This window comes from Pirellula sp. SH-Sr6A, from assembly GCF_001610875.1.
Lineage (GTDB): Bacteria > Planctomycetota > Planctomycetia > Pirellulales > Pirellulaceae > JBKCUI01.
Genome location: NZ_CP011272.1, coordinates 1,431,069 through 1,446,865, shown reverse-complemented (window position 1 = coordinate 1,446,865; position 15,797 = coordinate 1,431,069). Strand labels below are relative to the sequence as shown.

Here is a 15,797-nt window from a genome sequence, read left to right as displayed (position 1 = left end):
ACTTCTTCATTCTCAGGTAGGCCGCATGTATGTCTGACAACTTGCAAGAAACGATTCGCGATAGTGCGAAAGCACCTGCTAAGGCATCGGGAGATGCCGGTAGCGTCGAGCAGCACAAGCTCACGGAGCAGATCGCTGCTGACAAGTATCTGGCGTCCAAAACAGCCGCCTCTCAACCGAAGCGTGGTCTTCGTTTCAACAAGCTCGTGCCACCGGGTGCGGACTAATTGGTTCGCAACTGATCGAGCTTGTTTCTATAGGCAGGGGTGTCGGGTTTAACAGTAGGGATTGAGTCACGGATGTTTAAGTTGTTGTCAGGGATTCTGAGCAAGAACGGCGATCGCAAAGATCGATCGCTCGTCCGTGGACGCTCGACCCGACACCCCTGGTCGTTGGTGAGATTGCTGGGGCGCTACGACGCTGCGACCACCACGGTCGACAACGTTCGCCACTGGGCGGCCGCAGACGGACTATCGGCCAGTGCGGCCAATAGCCCCGAAGTGCGCCGCACGCTACGCAACCGTTCGCGATACGAGATTGCCAACAACTCTTATGCTCGTGGCATCTCGCTGACTCTGGCCAACGACTGTGTTGGCACGGGCCCTCGATTGCAAATGCTGACTATGGATGCATTTGCAAACCGATTTGTTGAGCAAGAGTTCTTTGCGTGGGCTGATGCAATTTGCTTGGCAGAGAAGCTACGCACGATGCGGCTCGCCCGCGTATCGGACGGTGAATCATTTGGTTTGCTAACCAGTAACCCAAGAATCGATTCGCCGGTTCAACTCGATCTCAAGCTGGTCGAAGCCGAACAGGTCACGTCACCTATCTTGGCTCTCGACAGTAATCGTTACCTCGATGGCATTCGCTTCGATGAGCATGGCAACCCAATCTCATACGATGTTCTTCGAGAACATCCGGGCGACGACGCATTCTCGTTGACCGAGAGTTACGACACCATCGATGCCAATTCAATCCTCCATTTCTTCCGCAGCGATCGTCCAGGGCAGATCCGTGGTATCCCCGATATCACGCCGGCGCTGCCACTGTTTGCACAACTGCGACGATTCACTTTGGCAGTATTAGCGGCTGCCGAAACAGCGGCTGACTTCGCTGGGATTCTCTACACCGATGCGCCGGCCGGTGGCGAAGCGGACGCTGCTGAACCGTTCGAGCCGATCGAGCTGGAGAAGCGAGCCCTGCTGACCATGCCAGGCGGTTGGAAGATGGCTCAGATGCATGCTGAGCAACCAGCCACGACTTACGCAGAGTTCAAACGCGAGATTCTCAACGAAATCGCACGTTGTTTGAACATGCCGTTCAATGTCGCTGCTGGTAATTCGTCGGGTTACAACTATGCCTCCGGGAGACTCGACCACCAAACCTACTTCAAGTCGATCCGTGTCGAGCAGTCCCAGATGGCTCGCACCATTCTGGATCGCATTCTGTACGCATGGCTGCGCGAAGCGATTCTCATCGAAGGCTATCTGCCTAACTCGCTTCGCACCCTCGACTCGTCGTTCGAGCATCAATGGTTCTGGGACGGACATGAGCATGTCGACCCAGCCAAAGAAGCCAATGCCCAGAAAATCCGCCTCGCCAATCATACGACAACTCTGGCCCATGAATACGCGAGGCAGGGGCGTGATTGGGAGGCGGAACTTAAACAACGCGCGAAAGAGATCTCGCTCATGCGTGAGCTCGGACTCTCGACCGATTCAACTTCACTTTCTCCAGGAGATGTAACGGATGACGAAGACATTGCAGTCGAACAAGCAGAGTGAGGTGGATGCCGAGTCGGTACCAAGCTCGCTACGAATCGTTTGTGACGATTCCAGTTCGATCAATTTACAAGCCGCTGAGGCTGCCGAAGAAGGCAAGCCGGCGCTGCGAAAGTTCTCAATGGTCGCTTACACCGGTGGCGCGATGCGTCTTGGTGGCTGGCCATATCCCGTAGTCGTTGACTTAGCGGGCATGCGAGTTACTCGCAAGTCTCGCCCCATTCTCAAGGACCACGATCGCGCCAGTATCGTTGGTCACACCGACGACATCATGGTCGGCGATTCTCGGCTTGAAGTCGCTGGCGTGATCTCAGGTGTGGGCAATACCGCGCAAGAAGTCATCGCTACCAGCGAGAACGGTTTCCCTTGGCAAGCATCGCTCGGCGCGAACGCCGACAAAGTTGTCTTCATTCCTGAAGGCAAGACTGCAACCGCCAACAGTCGCGAGTTCAAAGGCCCTGTTTACATCGCTCGCAAGTCAACGCTGGGTGAAGTCTCGTTCGTAGCCCTTGGTGCCGACGATGACACCGAGGCTCGGATTGCAGCTGGCCAGTCTGGCGATGACGAGGACCTCGATAGCGAACAGCCGGATGACGACACCACCGAGTCCGATGATTCGGAGCTCGACCCGGTGAACGCCAGCTTGGATATGGGCAGCAAGCCCAAGCGTCCTGTCACGAGCGGAGTCGTTTCCAAGATGCGTATCGAAGCCGCTGCTGAATCCAAGCGTATCGCCGGCATTCGCAAAGTGTGTGCTGGCAAGCACACGGAGATCGAAGCTCGCGCGATCGAGGAAGGCTGGAGTGTTACCAAAACGGAGTTGGCAGTGCTGCGAATCGAACGACCCAAGGCCCCTGACCAACAGGCAAGCCAACCGATGTACCGACGCGAAGTCCTCGAGGCAGCTTGCTGCTTATCGGTAGGACTCGACGAAACAAAGTTGCTCAAGGCCTACGGAGAGCGAACGCTCAACGCTGCCGATCCGCTTCGCCACATTGGCTTGCGTGAACTCGTTGCCGAGTGCGCACGGCTCGAAGGGTTCGATGTTCCGCGCGTCTTCGGCGATGGAACCGCAACGATTCGCGCCGGTTTTTCGACGATGTCGCTTCCTGGCATCCTCGAGAATGTCATGAACAAGACGCTTCTGTCTGCCTATGAATCGACGCCGATCGCAGCGTTTGACCTGTGCAGCATCGGGACTGTGAGTGACTTCAAGGAAATCTCGCGCTATCGTTTGCTTGGCACTGGCGGCTTCGAAAAGGTTGCGCCCGATGGCGAGCTGAAGCATGGAAAGCTCTCCGACCAAAAGTATAGCAACAAGGCTGACACCTACGGTCAGATCCTTGCGCTGACTCGCCACGACATCATCAACGATGACCTCAACGCGTTCATGGACATCCCTCGTCAAATGGGACGCAGCGGTGCTGAGTCGATCGATGAGCTGTTCTTCACGCTACTGCTCAAGAACACGGCGTTCTTCTCCTCGGCCAATGGAAACTTGCTGCAAGGTCCCGATACAAAGTTCGGTCCCGAGTCGCTCACCGTTGCCAAGACGACCTTCCGCAAGCAGAAGGTTGGGCCTGGTAACAAGGCCAAGGATCAAAAGCCGATCAACATTCGGCCCGAGTTTTTGGTCGTTCCCGTCGAGATCGAAACCGATGCGGAACTGCTGATGGGTTCGGCCCAGCTCATGATGGATGCCCAGGGAACGCCGACCAAGATTCCGGTCGACAACCCACACCGCAACAAGTACCGCGTCATTTCAACGCCGCATTTGTCGGACAGCTACTACCAGGGAGCCAGCGGCTCGGCTTGGTATCTGTTCGCTAATCCAAATGTACTGCCCGCCTTTGAGATCGTGTTCCTTAACGGTCGACGTACGCCGGTCATCGAACGCGTTGAGATGCCGGCCAACACGCTCGGCATGGGCTTTCGTTCTTACATCGACTTCGGTGTGAACTCGCAAGACCCACGCGCCGCTGTGAAGGTCACCGGCGAGTAAGCCTCGTCTCCTGACCGCTCTGAAACCAACCATTCTTTGTCCTCAAGGATTCCATAATCCATGCAAGCTCAATTTGTTCATGACGGTAAGGCCGTCGATTTCACTCCCACCGTTGATGTCGCGGTTGGATCAATCGTGATCCAAGGCGACTTGGTGGGAATCACTAAACGCGACATCAAGGCCGGCTCGCTTGGCTCGATCGCTGTGGAAGGCGTCTTTGACATTCCCAAAGACCCAGCCCTGGCTGTCGAGTTCGAAGCAGGCACCAAGGTCTACGTCGATGAAGACGGAGCCGTGGTCGCTGACGATGTTGGCACCACCTATCTCGGCAAAGTCGTCAATGACGCTGCCGCCACTGATTCCTTCGTTCGCGTTCGCCTGAGCCAGTGATGAGACGCCGTGAGCAACAACGCACAAATCATAAATGCAGGAGCCATCTTCGTCGCGGATGGTAACACCTTGCCGATCGTCCCCGAGTCCGACGTGGCCGCTGGCTCAGTGGTTGTCGTCGACCGGCTCGTGGGCATCGCCAAGTTTGGGATTAGTGCGGGCTCACGTGGCAGCATCACGATGCGGGGCGTCTTCGATGTAGTCAAAGATCCAACCACCAACATTCCCGCTGGCACGATCCTTTACTGGTCGGAGATCAGTTGGCATGTGGTCAAGAACGCTTACGCCCATCCGATGATGGGCAAAGCCATCGAGTCCGCTCCACCAGGAACCCGCTGTGTCCGTTTACGACTGAGTCAATAAGCCATGGGATCAATCGCAAAAGTAACTGTCGATCGCGCACGGTCTGTTCAGCCACTGCGTCTGGCAAACGGCCAAGTCAGCCAGTGGATCTCGGTGGGCGAGTTCCGCAGTTGCTTTTGTATTGCCAAGCAATCGACGCCATCGCAGTGGACCATCGAGGGCTGGCTTCCCAATGGAGAGGTCGCAGAACTCGCCAAGTATGAAAGCGAGTTATTCGATCCAACCAATCCGCGCTACGTCACGATGAAGGCGATGTGTGGGCTGCCCATTCGCTTCGTGGCTTCGACGCCGCAGTCGAATCCGCAACTGTGGGTGGTATTTAAGAGTTAGCGACGACTACCGCTGGCCCGCACCAGGGGCACGAGTTGAGCCTCGGCTCTCCAAACGATCCCTGCGTTTGCGGTCCAGCGTTAGTCGTCACCGTCAATAGTTTTATCAACGAGCTCAATATGATTCATAAACAATTGATTTCAGCCTGTGCACTGATGCTGCTCGTGTTGGCTGGCTGCGATTCGGGCGTCGTCAACGTTCGTGCATTGCCAGCGCCTGAACTGGAGCAACCACCAGCCAATCTGCCGGTGCAACTGCATCAGCGCAATTGGACAGGCTCGCTTGGCCAAGGGAGCTGTGTTCATGCCTCGCTTGTCAACCACCTCCGTTGGCTCAATAGATTCGAGCTTGGCGAACGCTGGCGAGCGACCTATGCCGACGGCGAATGGGACTCGCGATTGCGTGATCGGCTGGATGCTGCCGGCATCGACTACAGCTACACGCTCAAGGCTGATCCTCGTTTCCTCGATTGGGCAAGTGCAACCAGGCGTGGAGCAATCCTCTGGTGGAAGCCAGCGCATTGCTGCACGTTCGTTGGCTGGATCGAGCGTGATGGGAAGCAATACGCAGCGATCCTCGACAACAACTATCCGGGGCGCTTCGAACTCACGCCTCGTGAACAGTTCATCCGCTTATGGGCAGGCTACGGAGGCTTTGCCTTAACCGTTCTCAACGATCCCAGCAGTTCACTGCCTTACCAAAGTTATGAGGTTCTGTAATCACCATGATCAACGATACGATTCGAATTCGCTTAAGTCTGGGGCTGATCGTGGTGGCAATCGTCCACGCGATTCTCCTCGGTGTTGTATTCACGGCTTTGCATAACAAGCCAGCGCAGCCTCAGCCCGAGCAGAGCTGGACGGTGCCCAACTCTCGACCGACCGCGCCGAGCGTTGGCGCGATCGAGAAGTTGCAAGAACCGCAGTCGGTGAACTTGCAGGCCCAGGGTGAGATCAAGCAACAGATCCGCAACTGTCCGCCGAATTGCCTACCACAACGCGTCTATCCCGCGCCATTGGTAGTTCAGCCCACAATCGTGCAACCGACCGTTGTGACGCCAACGGTGACGCCCACATTTGCCCAACCGGTACCTGCGACGCCGAACTTTGTGGATGTTTCGAAGCCAACTCAAGAGCCGCTAGTTGTAACTCCCGTTTCGAATCCTGCGGCTCCTCCACCGAAGAAGAGTTACCAGATCGCGTTGTTCGTGAACACTGATGCGACAAGTCAGCGACTCCAGGAATGGTTCACGCAGAACAAGCAGCTAGCGGCGCTCAAGGAAAGCTGCGAATTCCAGGTCTATACGGCAAACAATGCAATCTACAAGACTCGCTATGCCGACATTGTGCCCGCGGAACAGTTCCCTGTGGTGCTCTTCCAAGACGCAACTGGCGGGCACATCCACGCCGCTGGTCGTTCGATGATTCCGAGCACGCCGGACGAGCTCTACTCGGATTTGCGTCATGGTTACACGCTCTACAAGCAAGCCAAAGAAGCGCAGAAGACTGGAGCAGTGAAAACCAAAGGTTACTCCTGGGACGATGCGATCACACCGACGCTGTATCTGTCGGCCGAGGATTGTCCCGATGGCTATTGCCCAACGCCACCCTCCGAAGACCGTCGGCCACTGGATCGAGTACGCGATCTGTTCGATGGAGCGAAAGACACTCGTAACGCTCTGCTTTGGCTCTCGGCCGGCGAGATCGCCACGGTCGCGCTGATTGGAATCGCAGCCGTGTTGCTCGTGTTCATTCTGATCAAGCGCGGCATTAGCTGAGCCTTGCTTTAACCCAATCCATTCTCCTAGATGAGGTTCAACCAAAAAATGTTATTAGCCATTGCCGTCATTGTGGTCGTCGTCCTGCTGGCAGTTGCTCTGATTCCTGTGAAGAAACGGGAACCCGAGCAACTCAAGCAAGCGTCGCCCGTTGCTTTCTTAACTCCAGAACCAGCCCAGCCCGTTCGTCAAACAACGCTTCGTCAGCAACAGCTTGACGAAGAGGCCAATGCGGTTGCTTCCGAGTACCAGCGCCGCGCCGATGCGGTTTGGCTCGATGAAGTTCGAACGAAGGCTTCGAAGCTGCTGGGCAACACGAAGGCAAAAGCCGAGTCATGACAGACATGCTTCAAAAGGGCCAGGAGTGGCTTGCCTCCAAACTCACCCAGCACGCGTCTCGCCAGGTCGTATATCGCCGAGGAGAGCTTGGAGCCACGCTCCAAGCCACGATCGGCAAGTCGATGTACGACCAGGACGACGGCGAGGGAATTGTCACTCGCAGCCAAGTTCGCGATTTCCTGATCGACACGCAATCTCTGCTCCAGTCGATCATCGGAACGTTGCCTCGCCGCGGTGACACCATCGTCGAGATCGATGGCAACCACACCTTCATATTTGAAGTGATGGCCCTTGGTGGCGACCCACCTTGGCGCTACAGCGACCCATTCCGTTTGAAACTCCGCATTCACACCAAACAGATCGAATCCCATCCCTCATGACGACCGTTCTACAAGTTGCCGACAGCGTTACCGCCCAGCTCAATGCCGCCGAGTTCGACTTCGAATTCGTGGCCGAGCGTTTGTACGTTCCCAACTTCGACCTCGAAGACATGAAGGAACTGCGTGTCAGCGTTGTGCCTCGCGATGTTGAACTATTGCCTCATGATCGCGCCCACAACCGGTATCACTGCCGCGTGGACGTTGCTGTGCAGAAGAAGTTTTCCAAGGGAACCAATGAGGAGATCGACCCGCTGGTTGATTTGGTGGAAAAGATCGCCGACGAGTTTCGCTTGAAGCGGCTCGTGTCATTTCAAGCGGCTCGATGCATCAAGGCCGAACATGCCGTGCTGTACTCCAGTGAACACTGGGAGCAACTGCGTCAGTTTACAAGTTTGTTGACCTTAACCTTTGAACTGGCGCGATGATCAGGCTCACCGTTCGAACTCAATTCGATAAGCGAAAGCTCAAGAAGAAGGCGGAAACTGCCACCTTCACTTCGCTTCGGCACGCCGGGGGCGCGATTGGCAAGACCGCTCGGTTCAGTATTCGACGTCGAAAAACATCATCCAAGCCTGGCAGCCCGCCACATACGCAGACGGGCATGCTCAAGCGGGTGATTCGCTACGACGTTACCAACAACAAGACCGAAGTCATCATCGGGCCTGTGAATGAGATCGCGGGCCGCCTTTGGAATCTGCATGAATTCGGTGGCGTGGCAACCAAACGGCGCAAGCTGAAGCCACATCGCTTTCGAGTTGGCGAGCATGGTCCGATCCGAGTCAAGCAGCAAGGAAACAAGACGAAGTTTGCGAGGATCGAACTGCGAACCGCTGCACAAGCCAATCGAGCCACTCGCTTGGTCGCTGAAGAGAACGAGCGTCGCAGTGACAACAAACCTCGTCATTACCCCAAGCGCCCCTTCATGAAGCCGGCACTGGATGCCAACCGGAGTCGGCTCCCCATGTTTTGGGCCAACTCAGTCAAGTAAACGTTCGCCATAAGGAATCATTCACGATGCCAGAAGTAAGACTTGGTCTCGAAGCCGTCCTGACCATCGACGGAGCGGAGATCACCAATGTCAAGGATTTGACGGTCAGCCTTGAAAAGGCCGAAGCGGATGCCAGTACACGTGCCAACAACGGATGGCGTGCTACGGTCGGAACGCTGAAGGATGCCTCCATCGAGTTCACGGTGCTGAACAAGGATGGCGATAGCGCTTTCGGCTTGCTTCAAGGCTTGTGGAGCAGCGGTGATCCATGTGATGTCGGCATCAGCGACGCTGGTGGCACGCTAACGCTGACCTGCGAAGTGATGACCTTCAATGTCAACCAGAACTTGGAAGAGGTCATCTCCGCTGATGTGACTCTCAAACCAACGCAGTCGAGTTCCGGTGGTGGCATGAATGTGGGACCTGGCTTAGCTGGTCCTTGATAGCTGTCGTTGTAGTTGGTTTAGAGATTCATAACACTCAGGGAGGCATCATGCAGAAGTTCGTTGACCGCGCCGGTCGCATTTGGATTGTGGATATCGATAACACGACGCTGCGCCGCGTGAAGACTCTCACAGGCGTGCATCTGCTGGAAGCGATCGACGGTGATTTGATCACGCGACTCTCGACCGATCCGTTGCTCCTCGGCGATGTGCTGTTTGCGATTTGCAAGCCGCAAGCTGATCAGCAGCAGATCACGGACGAAGCCTTCGGTGAGGGCCTCGCGGGAAACTCGATCGACGATGCAACCGGTGCACTCCTCGAAGCGTTGATCAATTACTTCCCGGAGTCCCGACGCCGTCTTCTGCGGAAGGCGGCCGAGAAACAGAAGTTGATCGAGAGTCGGGGGATCAATGCGATCGAGAAGCGACTGGACGATCCGAACTTGGTCGACAAGCTCGTCGAAGATCTCGAACGCAAGCTCGCTGTGCCGACATTGAGCGACTCATCGTCAGACTCGCCGGCATCGTCGGAGTCGATCCAGGCCCCTTAACGCTTCGCCAACTTGTGCTGATGGCTGAGGCCAGACGCCAGCACGACTGGAATGTCGCCAGCACGATCATGGCACTGATGGCCGAGATGAACCGTGATCGCAAGAGGCGTCGCAAGCCATTCAAGCCCGATGACTTCAATCCCTACGCAGAACAGAAACCGATCGTTGCTCGCGGAACTGTTGAGCAAGCTGCAGCGATGCTCGGTGCGAGTTTTCAACCCAAGTTAGCCGAGTTGCCATGTCTCAAGTCAAAGCCGGAGGAGCCTACGTCGAGCTGACCGCGAGGAGTGCGCAGTTCCTCAAGGGGCTCGAGGCTGCGCAGAAGCGGCTGAAATCATTCGGCGCGTCCACGCGAATGATCGGCACCAAGCTGATGGGACTTGGTGTCGCCGCTGCAGCTCCCGTGGCAGGGAGTGTCGCCGTCTATGCAAACTTCGATGATGCCATTCGCGCCGCAGGTGCGGTGGCCGGCGCGACCGGAGCGGCTTTCGATTCATTGCGTGAGAAAGCCAAGCTTCTCGGTGCAACCACAAGTTTTTCTGCCAGCGAAGTCGCCTCGCTGATGACCGAGCTTGGACGAGCCGGATTCTCACCGAAGCAGATCGAAGAGATGACCGGCGCGGTGATGAATCTTGCTCGCGCCACCGGTACCGATGCCACGCTCAGCTCCGGCATTATGGCAGCCACCATTCGCCAGTTTTCAATGGCAGCCACCGATGCGGTGCGAGTTGCTGACGGATTGACGGCCGCGGCCAACAAGTCGTTCAACTCCGTGGAATCGCTGGGCGAAGCATTATCGTATGCAGGTCCTGTGGCGGCCGATGCCAACATGAGTCTCGAAGAGACGCTCGCCATTCTCGGCACGCTTGGCAATCTTGGGATTCAAGGTAGCGAGGCAGGAACTGCACTGCGTCGCTTACTCACGCTCAGCGCCTCGGAGTCAGATAAGTTTCAAAAGGTCTTCGGTGTTGCTACGAAAGACGCACAAGGCAACGCTCGCAAGCTCGTCGACGTGCTTGGGGAAGTTGCTGCTGCGACCGCCAACATGGGTTCTGGGGATCGCGCCGCTGCGTTTAACGAAGTCTTTGGTCTGCTTGGTATCACGAGCGCATCGGCCATCGGCAAGTCGGTCACCGACACCAGGCAGTTGCTCGGTGAGATCCAAAAGGCCCGTGGTATCTCTGCTAAGACTGCTGCCGATATGGATTCGGGAATTGGCGGTGCCTTCCGAATTCTCAAGAGCTCGATCGAGGGCGTGGCGATTGCGATCGGCGAGTCTCTCGATCTTTCTGTGACCAAGATGATGAATGCGATCTCACGTGCATTGTCTGGACTCACCGAATGGATCGGCAAGAACCAGGAAGTGGTCAAGAAGGTCGCCCTCATCGTTGCTGGCGTGGTTGGTGTAGGCGCAGCGTTCATCGGCATCGGTAGCGCCGCTGGTGTCGCTGCATTCGCAGTCGGTGGTCTGGCTTCGATGTTCTCACTGGTGGGAACCGCTATCGGCGTCCTTGTGACCATTATCGGCGCTCTGTTCACGCCTCTCGGTCTGGTGGTCGCGGCCGTTGCGGCACTGGGTGCCTACTTCATCTACTCCACCGGCATCGCTGGCCAAGCGATCGAGTACTTGAAAGGCGTCTTCGAAACACTGAAAGCCGACACGATCAAGGCCTTTGGTGCGATCGCCAATGCACTGGCAGCCGGAGACATTACCGCTGCGGCCAACGTTCTGTGGACATATCTCAAGCTCCAGTGGATCAAAGGCACAACCTATCTCAAAGGCGTTTGGGCCGACTTCACCAATTACCTGTCGGATGTTTGGGGCGAAACGGCTTATGCGATCGGCGATGTACTGATCAGTGCGCTATCAGGCCTCGCCAGCGTTTGGAATGCAACACTCGGTTTCATGGCCGATGGCTGGACGATCCTTACCACCTCAGTTCAGAAGGGCTGGAACTCCACGATCGGCTTCCTCAAGAAAGGATTCATCCGGCTTCGTGAACTCGTTGACATCGCTGGCGACGTTTCTGTTCAGATCGGTGGCGTTCTAATCAATGCATTGGCAGGCGTTGAAACTGCCTGGGTCGAAACCATCGACTATCTCGCTGATACATGGTCGGTATTCGTCGCGCAAGTCAAGTCGATGTGGAACACGACCGTCGGCTTTCTGCGAAAGGCTTGGATCAAACTGAAGTCACTGTTCGATGACGATGTGAATGTCGAAGTCGAAATGGCCAAGATCGACAAGGAGATCCGCACGGCCGACGAAGCGGAAGAGGCCAAGAAGCAGCAAGCCATCGCCGATCGCATGAAGCGGCGCGACGCTCGTAAACAACAGATCGAAGCTAATCGCGTACAGATGCAGGAAGGCATCAAGCAGCAACTTGAAGAACGTCGCAAGGCACGCGCTGGTCGCGACATTGATGCCGAGATGGCGGTTATTGATCAAGAGACCGACGCCAAGAACCAGGTGCTCGATGCTTCGCGCGATGATCAGTTCAAACAGAACGAAGCGGCCGGACAGTCGCGGCAACAGACCATCGACGACACCACCGCAGGGGTTCAAAAGACCCTTGATCAAATGCGAGAAGAGGCACGCGTCGCTCGTGAAGCTGGTCGCCAATCGCCCGAAGATCGCGCTAAGGAACGTGACCAGCAGGTAGCCGCCGCTCAAGCGGAGTTCGATGATGCCGTGGAAGCAGCCAATGCCGCAAAACCGCAAGAGCCCGAAGCACCCAAAGAACCAGACGCTGGCACTCCGATCCCTCCCATGCCCGCGCCGCCGATGCCCGGCGATGTAAAGGCCCCCAAGGTCGAAGTCGATGGTATCAAAGATCCCAAACTGAAACCGCCCAGGAAGAAGGACCTCAAGCTTGGGCTCGATCGCTCGGCCAAGGATTCGCTAGATCAGTTTTCCAGTGGCCCAGAAGCAGTCGCCGAGAAGACCGAAGCGGCCGGCAACTTCGATAGTCGCGGTCTGGGACTTGGTAGCGGCGCATCGCTGATTCCAACCGTGCAGGTCGCTGACAAACCCGACGTTGATGAAAATGTCGATGCTGGCGATCTCGATGTCGATCCGCAGTTAAACGCCGAGCCCGAAAACATGGAGGTGCCCGAAGTCCTTGATCCGACAAAAGAGACGCCAATGTTGCAGTCTCAAGACATGTCGGACGAAGAACTCAACGAGCTGGCCGATGCGCTGTTTCCTGAGGAAACCGAGCCGTCGCTCAACCTCGAATCACTCATGGCATCCTTTGCTGCAGTGCGAGTTCGACTCGAGGAGTTCGATGCGGCTCTATCACAAAGCGTCGCGCGGCTGCAGATGCCCCCAGTTACTGGCGAAGGCCTGTCGGATGATGTCAAGCGAGCCATCATTCAAACGGCTGAGAACACCGCTCAGCTAGCCGAACGCGCCCGCACGGGAGGCTTCGTGTTCAGCTAATGGGATTCTCACACGGTGGATATGATTTCGAACTCGCTGCGCTTTCGAAGAAGGCAACGCGTGGCAAGACGACCTCGGATACGTTCGTCTATGTGGCGACCAATGGCGGTTCGGTTGATCCGGCAACCGCTGCGAGTGCGGCGCTGGCACACTACCGATCTACCCAGCGAGACCTGATCCCGTATCTACAGATTGATGGCGAGTACATCAACGACAAGCACGCACTTGTCACCGCATCGATCAACAAGACCAAGCTCGATCCGGTGTCGTTCAATACCACCGGCGCTTCAACGCATCTCAATCAATCGCTTTTCACTCGTGGAATCTACGCGGCCCCTGGCAAGATCGCTCCGAACTATCGCGGAGCAATTGGTGTGAGCGACTCGGGGGTTGCCGGCGTCGACGTGACCGTCCCGGCGTTCGAGTTCTCTGTCCGCAAGAAGTTTGAATTCGTATCGACAGCTTATCTGCTCGCCATGGTCGCGATGACCGGCCGGGTCAATTCAAGTCCCTGGTCGATCTTTGCGCCAGGCGAGGCCTTGTTCCTGGGTGGTGAGGGCGGCGAGGACGAACAGAACTGGGTTGATGTGACTTATCACTTCGCGGCGCGTCCCAACGAAATCAACCTTACGGTTGGCAACATCTCGGGCGTGGCGAAGCGAGGTTGGGATTACCTCTGGGTCAAGCATGGCGAAGAGGTGGTTGGTGATCGCGTCTTGCAAGTACCCGAAGCGGCCTATGTCGAGCAGGTTTACCCCGAAGCGAACTTTAACGCGTTGGGGATCGAGTAATGGCAAGGCGAGTTCGGCCAGGCGAGAAACTCAATATCACGGCAGCGGAATACAACCGTCTGCTGGCGGCCGCCGATGCCGTTGCGCGTGACCGACTCGCCGCTGGCGCAGGAAACCGCACCCACGTTCGCGACGCTGCCACCGTTCGCGTTCACTATCAAAGTGCGACCACTGTGCCCATCGGTGGAATCGTCGGTTTTAACGCCCCACTTGGCGATCCTGACGTCGACAATACAGCACTCACTCGCTTCGTGCGCGATGCCACGATCCAGTCGGTTCGACCCATCGCCGACGAGCATATGGGTCGATTCGGTGTAGCCATCGAGCCGATCGCCGAGGACAAAGTCGGTCGCGTGGTATTCGCAGGCGTGGTTGCTGCTCGTGTGAATGTTCAAGAGACCTGGCATCAATATGCCGACGTCGCCGACTCAGGAGGAACGACGCTCCTGTCGAAGCCCAACGGCTCGGCCCAGATCCTATGGCGACGTGATGCGAATCAGACTGGCGTCCAGTGGGCTGTCGTTCGCGTCGGTAAGCCAGCCGATCCTGCGTTCCTGGTGAAGGTTCCCAGCGGTGGTATCCCTGGTCGCTCTGGTCTTGCGACTGGTTCCGCCAACTGCGATCTCTTTCAGCTCGACGATTCCGGCACCATTGAGCCGGTCTTGAAACCGAATGGACAAGGCGTTCGCATTATCGCTCGCAACCCGAGCGCTCAGCGGATTCGAGGTCCGGTTTCCAACTACGAAGGTGATCAGTATCTCAGCGTCACCTACGATGGTAATCGCTCCTGGATCATCGACCCGCCCAAGCAGACGTTGCTTTGCAAGCCCGTCTCGAGGCTCAAGGCTAAGAGCTGGGGCATGGCTCGTGAACTGCGATATGCCAACGGTGTCTGGGCACCGATTGGTGTCAAGGTCGCGGTCTACAACGTCTGTGACTATGCCCTTCTGACAAGCCAACAGATCGTCTGCCATTTTCACGAGGACACCAGCGCTTACCTAACCATCGGCTGCCGCTGCTGCGAGGGAAGCAGTAGTTCCAGTTCCAGCAGCAGCTCGTCTAGCTCTTCGAGTTCATCCTCATCGTCATCGTCAAGCAGCTCCAGCAGCAGCTCCGGCAGTAGTTCGTCAAGCCCATCCTCGTCGAGCAGTTCGAGCGTCTCATCGAGTTCCTCCAGTTCCATCAGCTCATCGAGTAGCCTGTCGTCGATGAGCTCATCGTCGAGCGAACATTCAAGTTCGTCGCAATCCTACTCGGTACCATCGGTCTCAAGTTCTGGATCGAGTTCGTCTAGTCTCTCGAGTTCATCCGGCTCGAGCTCGTCGCATTCAAGCTCAAGCCAATCATCAAGTTCTGGATCATCTGCATCAAGCGGTTCTTCTAGCGATTCGAGCCAATCGATTTCGCTGAGTGAGCCGTCCTATTCAAGCAGCCACTCTTCGAGCGTATCAAGCTCTGGTTCGAGTCATTCGAGCCAATCCAGCGGCTCCAGTGGATCGAGCTCGAGTGAATCGGAGTCGAGTCAGTCCGAATCAAGTGAATCAGAATCCAGCCAGTCTGAATCGAGCGAATCGGATTCGTCGCGAGAAAGCGAATCGTACTCCAGCGACGCCAGTTACAGCCGATCGTCTAGCGACAGCTACTCGGGATCATCCAGCGTTAGCGATTCCAGCAAGAGCGATTCGAGTGGAAGCGACACCAGTCAATCCGATAGTTCGGAAAGCGAATCGATCAGCTCGGAAAGCGAGAGCCAGTCGGAAAGCCAATCGGATTCCCAAAATCCGAGCAGCGATAGCAGATCTGTACCAAGTTACTCATGGCCCAGCTATTCAGAACCAAGCTACTCGGAGCCCAGTTATTCAAGCGGCAGCGGATCTGTGTCGGCGAGTGACTCCAGCGACAGCGATAGTAATTCGCAAAGTGAGTCGGAGAGCCAATCTCAAAGCGAATCGGATAGTGAATCGCGGTCAGCAAGCGAGCCATCAAGCAGCGATGGGTCAGAAAGCCGATCCAGCAGCGAACGGCCAAGTTACAGCGAAAGTGAAAGCTATAGCGTTCCCTGGTCGACCAGCCATTCCACCAGCGGATCTGGCAGCTATTCGCAGAGCGGCTCTGGAAGCGGTTCAACGAGCGGCTCAGGCAGTGACTCATCGCCATCAACAAGCGATTCGCATGATCCATCGACAAGCGACTCGCACGATCCATCAACAAGCGAGTCGG

21 protein-coding genes are annotated in these 15,797 nt (G+C 56.5%); 17 read left to right on the top strand and 4 right to left on the bottom strand.

Features of this window, described 5'->3' with window-relative positions; genetic code table 11:
• Nucleotides 1–29 precede the first annotated feature (29 nt).
• The 17 genes from VN12_RS05630 to VN12_RS05550 all read left to right on the top strand — a co-directional run bounded on the left by VN12_RS05630 (nucleotide 30) and on the right by VN12_RS05550 (nucleotide 13,577).
• Nucleotides 30–227, top strand: coding sequence for a hypothetical protein (locus VN12_RS05630; RefSeq protein ID WP_146675907.1), 198 nt, complete (start codon nucleotides 30–32; stop codon nucleotides 225–227).
• A 72-nt stretch (nucleotides 228–299) separates the two neighbouring features.
• Nucleotides 300–1,784 carry a phage portal protein gene (locus tag VN12_RS05625; RefSeq protein ID WP_146675906.1) on the top strand — a complete coding sequence of 495 codons (1,485 nt, stop codon included), beginning with the start codon at nucleotides 300–302 and terminating at the stop codon, nucleotides 1,782–1,784.
• On the top strand, nucleotides 1,750–3,783 hold the full coding sequence (locus VN12_RS05620) for a hypothetical protein (protein ID WP_146675905.1): 2,034 nt from the start codon (nucleotides 1,750–1,752) through the stop codon (nucleotides 3,781–3,783). Before VN12_RS05625 ends, VN12_RS05620 begins: the two co-directional genes overlap by 35 nt.
• Before the next feature lie 60 nt (nucleotides 3,784–3,843).
• Nucleotides 3,844–4,173, top strand: coding sequence for a DUF2190 family protein (locus VN12_RS05615; RefSeq protein ID WP_146675904.1), 330 nt, complete (start codon nucleotides 3,844–3,846; stop codon nucleotides 4,171–4,173).
• Between the two features lie 9 nt (nucleotides 4,174–4,182).
• Complete coding sequence (locus tag VN12_RS05610; protein ID WP_146675903.1) at nucleotides 4,183–4,536, top strand: DUF2190 family protein; 354 nt, start codon at nucleotides 4,183–4,185, stop codon at nucleotides 4,534–4,536.
• Between the two features lie 3 nt (nucleotides 4,537–4,539).
• A complete protein-coding gene (locus VN12_RS05605; RefSeq protein WP_146675902.1) occupies nucleotides 4,540–4,866 on the top strand; it encodes a hypothetical protein in 327 nt (108 codons plus the stop codon).
• 119 nt (nucleotides 4,867–4,985) lie between these two features.
• Complete coding sequence (locus VN12_RS05600) at nucleotides 4,986–5,585, top strand: hypothetical protein (protein WP_146675901.1); 600 nt, start codon at nucleotides 4,986–4,988, stop codon at nucleotides 5,583–5,585.
• A 5-nt stretch (nucleotides 5,586–5,590) separates the two neighbouring features.
• Nucleotides 5,591–6,643 (top strand): hypothetical protein, encoded by a 1,053-nt coding sequence (locus tag VN12_RS05595; protein ID WP_146675900.1) that lies wholly within the window; start codon nucleotides 5,591–5,593, stop codon nucleotides 6,641–6,643.
• Nucleotides 6,644–6,691: 48 nt separating this feature from the next.
• Nucleotides 6,692–6,982, top strand: a complete 291-nt coding sequence (locus VN12_RS05590) for a hypothetical protein (RefSeq protein ID WP_146675899.1) — start codon at nucleotides 6,692–6,694, stop codon at nucleotides 6,980–6,982.
• Nucleotides 6,979–7,362, top strand: a complete 384-nt coding sequence (locus VN12_RS05585) for a hypothetical protein (protein WP_146675898.1) — start codon at nucleotides 6,979–6,981, stop codon at nucleotides 7,360–7,362. Before VN12_RS05590 ends, VN12_RS05585 begins: the two co-directional genes overlap by 4 nt.
• Entirely contained in the window at nucleotides 7,359–7,787 is a 429-nt protein-coding gene (locus VN12_RS05580) for a hypothetical protein (protein WP_146675897.1), read from the top strand. Before VN12_RS05585 ends, VN12_RS05580 begins: the two co-directional genes overlap by 4 nt.
• The gene (locus tag VN12_RS05575) at nucleotides 7,784–8,350 is read left to right on the top strand and encodes a hypothetical protein (protein ID WP_146675896.1); all 567 of its coding nucleotides are present in this window, start codon (nucleotides 7,784–7,786) and stop codon (nucleotides 8,348–8,350) included. The genes VN12_RS05580 and VN12_RS05575 overlap by 4 nt, the downstream gene beginning before the upstream one ends.
• Nucleotides 8,351–8,376: 26 nt before the next feature.
• On the top strand, nucleotides 8,377–8,793 hold the full coding sequence (locus tag VN12_RS05570; protein WP_146675895.1) for a hypothetical protein: 417 nt from the start codon (nucleotides 8,377–8,379) through the stop codon (nucleotides 8,791–8,793).
• A gap of 50 nt (nucleotides 8,794–8,843) precedes the next feature.
• Nucleotides 8,844–9,344, top strand: coding sequence for a hypothetical protein (locus VN12_RS05565; RefSeq protein WP_146675894.1), 501 nt, complete (start codon nucleotides 8,844–8,846; stop codon nucleotides 9,342–9,344).
• A 20-nt stretch (nucleotides 9,345–9,364) separates the two neighbouring features.
• On the top strand, nucleotides 9,365–9,622 hold the full coding sequence (locus VN12_RS05560; RefSeq protein ID WP_146675893.1) for a hypothetical protein: 258 nt from the start codon (nucleotides 9,365–9,367) through the stop codon (nucleotides 9,620–9,622).
• A complete protein-coding gene (locus VN12_RS05555; protein ID WP_146675892.1) occupies nucleotides 9,583–12,786 on the top strand; it encodes a phage tail tape measure protein in 3,204 nt (1,067 codons plus the stop codon). Before VN12_RS05560 ends, VN12_RS05555 begins: the two co-directional genes overlap by 40 nt.
• Complete coding sequence (locus VN12_RS05550; RefSeq protein ID WP_146675891.1) at nucleotides 12,786–13,577, top strand: hypothetical protein; 792 nt, start codon at nucleotides 12,786–12,788, stop codon at nucleotides 13,575–13,577. The genes VN12_RS05555 and VN12_RS05550 overlap by 1 nt, the downstream gene beginning before the upstream one ends.
• Here the strand turns inward: VN12_RS05550 and VN12_RS05545 are convergent.
• From VN12_RS05545 to VN12_RS05530, 4 genes are all read right to left on the bottom strand, one after another.
• Complete coding sequence (locus VN12_RS05545) at nucleotides 13,538–13,984, bottom strand: hypothetical protein (RefSeq protein ID WP_146675890.1); 447 nt, start codon at nucleotides 13,982–13,984, stop codon at nucleotides 13,538–13,540. The genes VN12_RS05550 and VN12_RS05545 overlap by 40 nt on opposite strands.
• A 69-nt stretch (nucleotides 13,985–14,053) precedes the next feature.
• Nucleotides 14,054–14,551, bottom strand: a complete 498-nt coding sequence (locus tag VN12_RS05540) for a hypothetical protein (RefSeq protein ID WP_146675889.1) — start codon at nucleotides 14,549–14,551, stop codon at nucleotides 14,054–14,056.
• A gap of 20 nt (nucleotides 14,552–14,571) precedes the next feature.
• Entirely contained in the window at nucleotides 14,572–14,760 is a 189-nt protein-coding gene (locus tag VN12_RS05535) for a hypothetical protein (RefSeq protein WP_146675888.1), read from the bottom strand.
• Nucleotides 14,761–15,308: 548 nt separating this feature from the next.
• A complete protein-coding gene (locus VN12_RS05530; protein WP_146675887.1) occupies nucleotides 15,309–15,758 on the bottom strand; it encodes a hypothetical protein in 450 nt (149 codons plus the stop codon).
• Between the last annotated feature and the right edge of the window lie 39 nt (nucleotides 15,759–15,797).

Excerpts from the sequence above, each read along its gene's own strand:
- VN12_RS05550 (WP_146675891.1), top strand. The coding sequence starts at position 12,786 with ATGGGATTCTCACACGGTGGATATGATTTCGAACTCGCTGCGCTTTCG.
- VN12_RS05555 (WP_146675892.1), top strand. The coding sequence starts at position 9,583 with ATGTCTCAAGTCAAAGCCGGAGGAGCCTACGTCGAGCTGACCGCGAGG.
- VN12_RS05585 (WP_146675898.1), top strand. The coding sequence starts at position 6,979 with ATGACAGACATGCTTCAAAAGGGCCAGGAGTGGCTTGCCTCCAAACTC.
- VN12_RS05625 (WP_146675906.1), top strand. The coding sequence starts at position 300 with ATGTTTAAGTTGTTGTCAGGGATTCTGAGCAAGAACGGCGATCGCAAA.
- VN12_RS05575 (WP_146675896.1), top strand. The coding sequence starts at position 7,784 with ATGATCAGGCTCACCGTTCGAACTCAATTCGATAAGCGAAAGCTCAAG.
- VN12_RS05565 (WP_146675894.1), top strand. The coding sequence starts at position 8,844 with ATGCAGAAGTTCGTTGACCGCGCCGGTCGCATTTGGATTGTGGATATC.
- VN12_RS05630 (WP_146675907.1), top strand. The coding sequence starts at position 30 with ATGTCTGACAACTTGCAAGAAACGATTCGCGATAGTGCGAAAGCACCT.
- VN12_RS05535 (WP_146675888.1), bottom strand. The coding sequence starts at position 14,760 with ATGGAACTGGAGGAACTCGATGAGACGCTCGAACTGCTCGACGAGGAT.
- VN12_RS05560 (WP_146675893.1), top strand. The coding sequence starts at position 9,365 with ATGGCTGAGGCCAGACGCCAGCACGACTGGAATGTCGCCAGCACGATC.
- VN12_RS05570 (WP_146675895.1), top strand. The coding sequence starts at position 8,377 with ATGCCAGAAGTAAGACTTGGTCTCGAAGCCGTCCTGACCATCGACGGA.
- VN12_RS05600 (WP_146675901.1), top strand. The coding sequence starts at position 4,986 with ATGATTCATAAACAATTGATTTCAGCCTGTGCACTGATGCTGCTCGTG.
- VN12_RS05580 (WP_146675897.1), top strand. The coding sequence starts at position 7,359 with ATGACGACCGTTCTACAAGTTGCCGACAGCGTTACCGCCCAGCTCAAT.
- VN12_RS05590 (WP_146675899.1), top strand. The coding sequence starts at position 6,692 with ATGTTATTAGCCATTGCCGTCATTGTGGTCGTCGTCCTGCTGGCAGTT.
- VN12_RS05615 (WP_146675904.1), top strand. The coding sequence starts at position 3,844 with ATGCAAGCTCAATTTGTTCATGACGGTAAGGCCGTCGATTTCACTCCC.
- VN12_RS05620 (WP_146675905.1), top strand. The coding sequence starts at position 1,750 with ATGACGAAGACATTGCAGTCGAACAAGCAGAGTGAGGTGGATGCCGAG.
- VN12_RS05530 (WP_146675887.1), bottom strand. The coding sequence starts at position 15,758 with ATGGATCATGCGAATCGCTTGTTGATGGCGATGAGTCACTGCCTGAGC.
- VN12_RS05545 (WP_146675890.1), bottom strand. The coding sequence starts at position 13,984 with ATGCCAGGTCTCTTGAACATTCACACGAGCAGCAACCACGCCTGCGAA.
- VN12_RS05595 (WP_146675900.1), top strand. The coding sequence starts at position 5,591 with ATGATCAACGATACGATTCGAATTCGCTTAAGTCTGGGGCTGATCGTG.
- VN12_RS05605 (WP_146675902.1), top strand. The coding sequence starts at position 4,540 with ATGGGATCAATCGCAAAAGTAACTGTCGATCGCGCACGGTCTGTTCAG.
- VN12_RS05540 (WP_146675889.1), bottom strand. The coding sequence starts at position 14,551 with ATGGCAGACGATCTGTTGGCTTGTCAGAAGGGCATAGTCACAGACGTT.